Consider the following 5,055-nt stretch of genomic DNA (forward strand, 5'->3'; position numbering starts at 1 on the left):
GCCGTCGTGACCCGCCAGAATGGGGCCATGGGACGCGGCAAGCTCAGGATCTATCTCGGCGCTGCCCCCGGTGTCGGCAAGACGTACGCCATGCTGTCCGAGGCGCACCGGCGGGCGGCGCGCGGCACCGACGTCGTCGTGGGCTTCGTGGAGGACCACGGACGGCCCCGCACCGCCGAGCTGCTCGACGGGCTCGAGCAGATCCCGCGCCGCGCCGTCGAGCAGCGCGGCCGCACCCTCACCGAGATGGACACCGACGCGGTCCTGCGCCGCCGCCCCGCGGTCGCCCTCGTCGACGAGCTGGCCCACACCAACGTCCCCGGCACGCGCAACGCCAAGCGCTGGCAGGACGTCGAGGAGCTGCTCAAGGCCGGCGTCGACGTCGTCTCCACGGTCAACATCCAGCATCTGGAGTCGCTCGGCGACGTCGTCCACTCGATCACCGGCGTGCAGCAGAGCGAGACCGTCCCCGACGAGGTCGTACGCCGAGCGGACCAGATCGAGCTGGTCGACATGTCGCCGCAGGCGCTGCGCCGCCGGATGGCGCACGGCAACATCTACGCCCCGGACAAGGTCGACGCGGCGCTCTCCAACTACTTCCGCCCCGGCAACCTCACGGCCCTGCGCGAACTGGCGCTGCTCTGGACCGCCGACCGGGTCGACGAATACCTCCAGCAGTACCGCAGCGAGCACCGCATCCGCTCCACCTGGCAGGCCCGGGAGCGGATCGTGGTCGGCCTCACCGGCGGTCCCGAGGGGCGCACCCTGCTGCGTCGCGCCGCCCGGGTCGCGGCCAAGGGGTCGGGCAGCGAGATCCTGGCCGTGCACATCACCAGCCGGGCCGGAATGGCCGCCGCCTCCCCGAAGGAGCTGCTGGTCCAGCGGAAGCTGGTGGAGGACCTGGGCGGCAGTTATCACCAGGTGCTCGGCGACGACGTGCCGACCGCGCTGCTGGAGTTCGCGCGCGGCGTCAACGCCAGCCAGGTCGTCCTCGGCTCCAGCCGCCGCAAGGCCTGGCAGTACGTCTTCGGGCCGGGGGTCGGCGCCACCGTGGCCCGCGACTCCGGCCCGGACATCGACGTCCACATCGTCACCCACGAGGAGGCCGCCCGCGGCCGGGGCCTTCCCGTCGCCCGCGGCAGCCGCCTCGGCCGCTCCCGGATCGTCGCCGGGTGGCTCGCCGGGATCGGCGGCCCGGCGCTGCTGACGCTGGCTCTCACCTCGGTGCAGCCCCGCCCGGACCTCGCCAACGACGTTCTGCTGTACCTCGCCCTGGCCGTGCTCGCGGCGCTGCTCGGCGGGGTCCTCCCGGCCCTGGCCGCGGCCGCGATCGGCACCGTGCTGCTCAACTACTACTTCACCCCGCCCACCCGGACCCTCACCGTCGCCGACCCCACCAATCTGGTGGCGATGGTGGTGTTCTTCGCGGTCGCCGTGTCCGTCGCCTCCGTCGTCGACCTCGCGGCCCGGCGCACCCACCAGGCCGCCCGGCTGCGCGCCGAGTCGCAGATCCTGTCGTTCCTGGCGGGCAGCGTGCTGCGCGGCGAGACCAGTCTGGAGGCGCTGTTGGAACGGGTCCGGGAGACCTTCGGCATGCACTCCGTCGCCCTGCTGGAACGGGAGAACGACGTCGAGCCGTGGACCTGCGAGGGCAGCGTCGGCCCGAACCCCTCGCCGCGCCCCGAGGACGCCGACGTGGACATGCCCGTCGGGGACCACATGGCCCTGGCGCTGGACGGACGGGTGCTGCCCGCGGAGGACCGCCGGGTGCTGGCCGCCTTCGCCGCCCAGGCCGCGGTCGTGGTCGACCGGCGGCGGCTGGTCGGCGAGGCCGAGCGGGCCCGGCAACTGGCCGAGGGAAACAAGATCCGTACGGCGCTGCTCGCCGCCGTCTCGCACGACCTGCGCACCCCGCTGGCCGCGATCAAGGCGGCCGTCAGCTCGCTCCGCTCCGACGACGTGTCCTGGTCCGAGGAGGACGAGGCGGAGCTGCTCGCGGGCATCGAGGAGGGCACCGACCGGCTGGACCACCTGGTGGGGAATCTGCTCGACATGTCGCGGCTCCAGACCGGCACCGTCACCCCGCTGATCCGTGAGGCGGACCTGGACGAGGTGGTGCCGATGGCGCTCGGCGGGGTCCCGGAGGCGGGCGTCGAGCTGGACATCCCGGAGGCGCTGCCGATGGTCGCCGTCGACCCGGGGCTGCTGGAACGCGCCGTCGCCAACATCGTCGAGAACGCGGTCAAGTACAGCCCCGACGGCGCCCCCGTGCTGGTCTCCGCGAGCGCCCTCGGCGAGCGGGTCGAGCTGCGCGTGGTGGACCGCGGCCCCGGCGTCCCCGACACCGAGAAGGACCGGATCTTCGCGCCCTTCCAGCGCTACGGGGACGTGCCCCGCGGTACCGGCGTGGGGCTGGGGCTGGCCGTCGCCCGGGGCTTCGCCGAGGCGATGGGCGGCACGCTCGACGCGGAGGACACCCCCGGAGGGGGCATGACGATGGTGCTCACGCTGCGCGCCGCCGCGGGCCGTCCGCCGAGCCGGCCCGGCCTGTCCGCGCAGGTCACCTCGTGACCGTCCGGGCCGCCCGGCCGGAACCGGTGACCGGCCGTGTCCCCGCGGCACGCGGCACCGTAAGCTCCCGTCCGGTACGACAGAAAGGGCCGACAGCCATGCCGCAGTCCGCCGAGCGTCCCGCTCCGGCTCCCGGAAGGGTCCTCGTGGTGGAGGACGAGCCGCAGATCGTGCGGGCCCTGGTGCTGAACCTCCGGGCGCGCCGGTACGAGGTGGAGACCGCCGCCGACGGCGCCTCCGCGCTCCGGGCGGCCGCCGCCCGCCGTCCCGACGTGGTCCTGCTCGACCTGGGGCTGCCGGACATGGACGGGGTGGAGGTCATCCGGCTGCTGCGCACCCGGAGCCGGGTGCCGGTCCTGGTGCTCTCCGCGCGCCAGACCTCCGACGAGAAGGTCGAGGCCCTGGACGCGGGCGCCGACGACTACGTGACCAAGCCCTTCGGCATGGACGAGCTGCTGGCGCGGCTGCGGGCGGCGATCCGTCGCGGTGAGCCCGCCGGGCCCGCCGCGGAGGACCCGGAAACCGTTCTCATCGAGACCGAGGGCTTCACCGTCGACCTGGCCGCGAAGAAGGTCAACCGGGGCGGCAAGGACGTACGCCTGACGCCGACCGAGTGGCATCTGCTGGAGGTGCTGGTGCGCAATCCCGGGCGGCTGGTCGGGCAGAAGCAGCTCCTCCACGAGGTGTGGGGGCCGTCCTACAGCACGGAGACGAACTACCTGCGCGTCTACATGGCGCAGCTGCGCCGTAAACTGGAGACCGACCCGTCACATCCCCGGCATTTCATCACCGAGCCCGGCATGGGTTACCGCTTCGAGCGGTGAGCCCGCCGCCCGTCCCCCGGTAGGCTGGCCCTATGAGTGGTGCACCCCGTCCCGAGAAGCCGGCCGGCCGGCTGCGCCGGATGCTCGACCGGCTCTCGTCCTCGCAGGCGGAGCTGCACGCCGACGAACTGCGGCAGGACGCCCGGGACGCCGGGTGCAGCCGCATCTGCGACTGCCACGACCGGGAGATCGTGAAGGTCACCGGTACGCTGCGCACGGTCACCCAGCGCCCGCGCGCCGGTGTGCCGGCGCTGGAGGCGGAGCTGTTCGACGGCACGGCCCCGCTGGACGTCGTCTGGCTCGGCCGCCGCTCGATCACCGGGATAGAGCCCGGACGCAGACTCATCGCCTCGGGCCGGATCTCCGTGAGCCACGGTCGCCGGGTGCTGTTCAATCCGAAGTACGAACTCCGACCGCTCGGACAGGAGTAGCCGGTGACGTCACTGGACAAGCCGACCCCTCAGCAGGACGCACCGGCGACCGGAGGGGCCCCGCGCGACGGGGCCCCGGCCGGTGAGGCCCCCGAGGCCGGCGGGGCGCAGGGCGCGAGCCCGGCGGACAAGGCCATCCTGGAGGCCTTCGGCGGCGTCCGGGGCATGATCGACACCACCGTCCCGGGTCTCGTCTTCATCCTGCTCTTCACCATCAAGCGGGACATCCATCTGTCCGCGATCGCGGCGCTCGGGCTGACGCTGGTGCTCGCGGTGGTCCGGCTCGTCCAGCGGGACACCCTCAAGCACGCCTTCAGCGGCGTCTTCGGGGTGGCCTTCGGCGCGGTCTTCGCGATGATGTCGGGCGACGCCAAGAACTTCTACCTCCCCGGGATGCTCTACACCCTGGGGCTCTCGGTGGTGTACATCCTGTCGGCGGTGTTCCGTTTCCCGCTGATCGGCGTGCTGCTCGGGCCGATCCTGCGGGAGAACCTCTCCTGGCGCACCCGCAATCCCGGCCGTTTCCGTGCCTACACCCGCGCGACCTGGGCCTGGGGCCTCATCCTGCTGGGGAAGTCGGCGATCCTCTTCCCGATCTACTGGTGGGGGGACGTCACCCAGCTCGGCTGGCTGAAGGTGGCGCTCGGCATCCCGCCGTTCCTGCTCTGCGTCTATCTGACCTGGATCTTCCTCGCGAAGGCCCCGCCGCCGATCGATGTGATCGCCGAGATGGAGGCGGAGGAGAAGGCCGAGGAAGAGGCCGAGAAGGCCCGCCGGGAGCGGGAGAGCGCGGCGGAGGACCCGTTCGAGCGGCTGGCGGGCGAGGCCACGGACAGCCTGCTCCAGGAGCTGGCCACCCCGCCGGACGACCCGGCGGAGCCCGCCGCCCGCCGCCGGCACGCGCGGGACACCCGCCCGCCGCGCTGAGGCCCCCCGCCCGCCGGACGACCGGGTCCGCGCCGGACCGGTGACGCCGCGAGGCGCGCCCGGGTCCGGTGACCTCGCGGACGACGGCCGGAGTCCGTTCCGGCGCGACCCCGCGCCGGAACCCTTCGCGACGGAACGCGGCGGTGCCGGTCACGGCGCGGTACGGACGGCCGGGCGCGGTACGGACGGGCGGTACGGACGACGCGGCACGGGACGGCCCGGACGCCCGGCACGACACGGCACCTGGCACGGCACGGCGCCCGGCACGACACGACGCCCGTGGGGCCCGGAAACCAGCTGGT

The 5,055-nt window shown here is 73.6% G+C and carries 4 protein-coding genes; all 4 read left to right on the top strand.

The features are described from left to right. Positions 1-27 precede the first annotated feature (27 nt). Complete coding sequence (locus GCU69_RS22025) at positions 28-2,571, top strand: ATP-binding protein (RefSeq protein ID WP_156206972.1); 2,544 nt, start codon at positions 28-30, stop codon at positions 2,569-2,571. A 98-nt stretch (positions 2,572-2,669) separates the two neighbouring features. Continuing rightward, the gene (locus tag GCU69_RS22030) at positions 2,670-3,395 is read left to right on the top strand and encodes a response regulator (RefSeq protein WP_098754034.1); all 726 of its coding nucleotides are present in this window, start codon (positions 2,670-2,672) and stop codon (positions 3,393-3,395) included. A 32-nt stretch (positions 3,396-3,427) separates the two neighbouring features. After that, positions 3,428-3,826, top strand: coding sequence for an OB-fold nucleic acid binding domain-containing protein (locus GCU69_RS22035; RefSeq protein ID WP_098754035.1), 399 nt, complete (start codon positions 3,428-3,430; stop codon positions 3,824-3,826). A gap of 3 nt (positions 3,827-3,829) precedes the next feature. Then, a complete protein-coding gene (locus GCU69_RS22040) occupies positions 3,830-4,753 on the top strand; it encodes a DUF3159 domain-containing protein (protein ID WP_098754036.1) in 924 nt (307 codons plus the stop codon). The last annotated feature ends 302 nt before the right edge of the window (positions 4,754-5,055 follow it).

The organism is Streptomyces lycii (assembly GCF_009735685.1).
Classification (GTDB): Bacteria; Actinomycetota; Actinomycetes; order Streptomycetales; family Streptomycetaceae; genus Streptomyces; species Streptomyces lycii.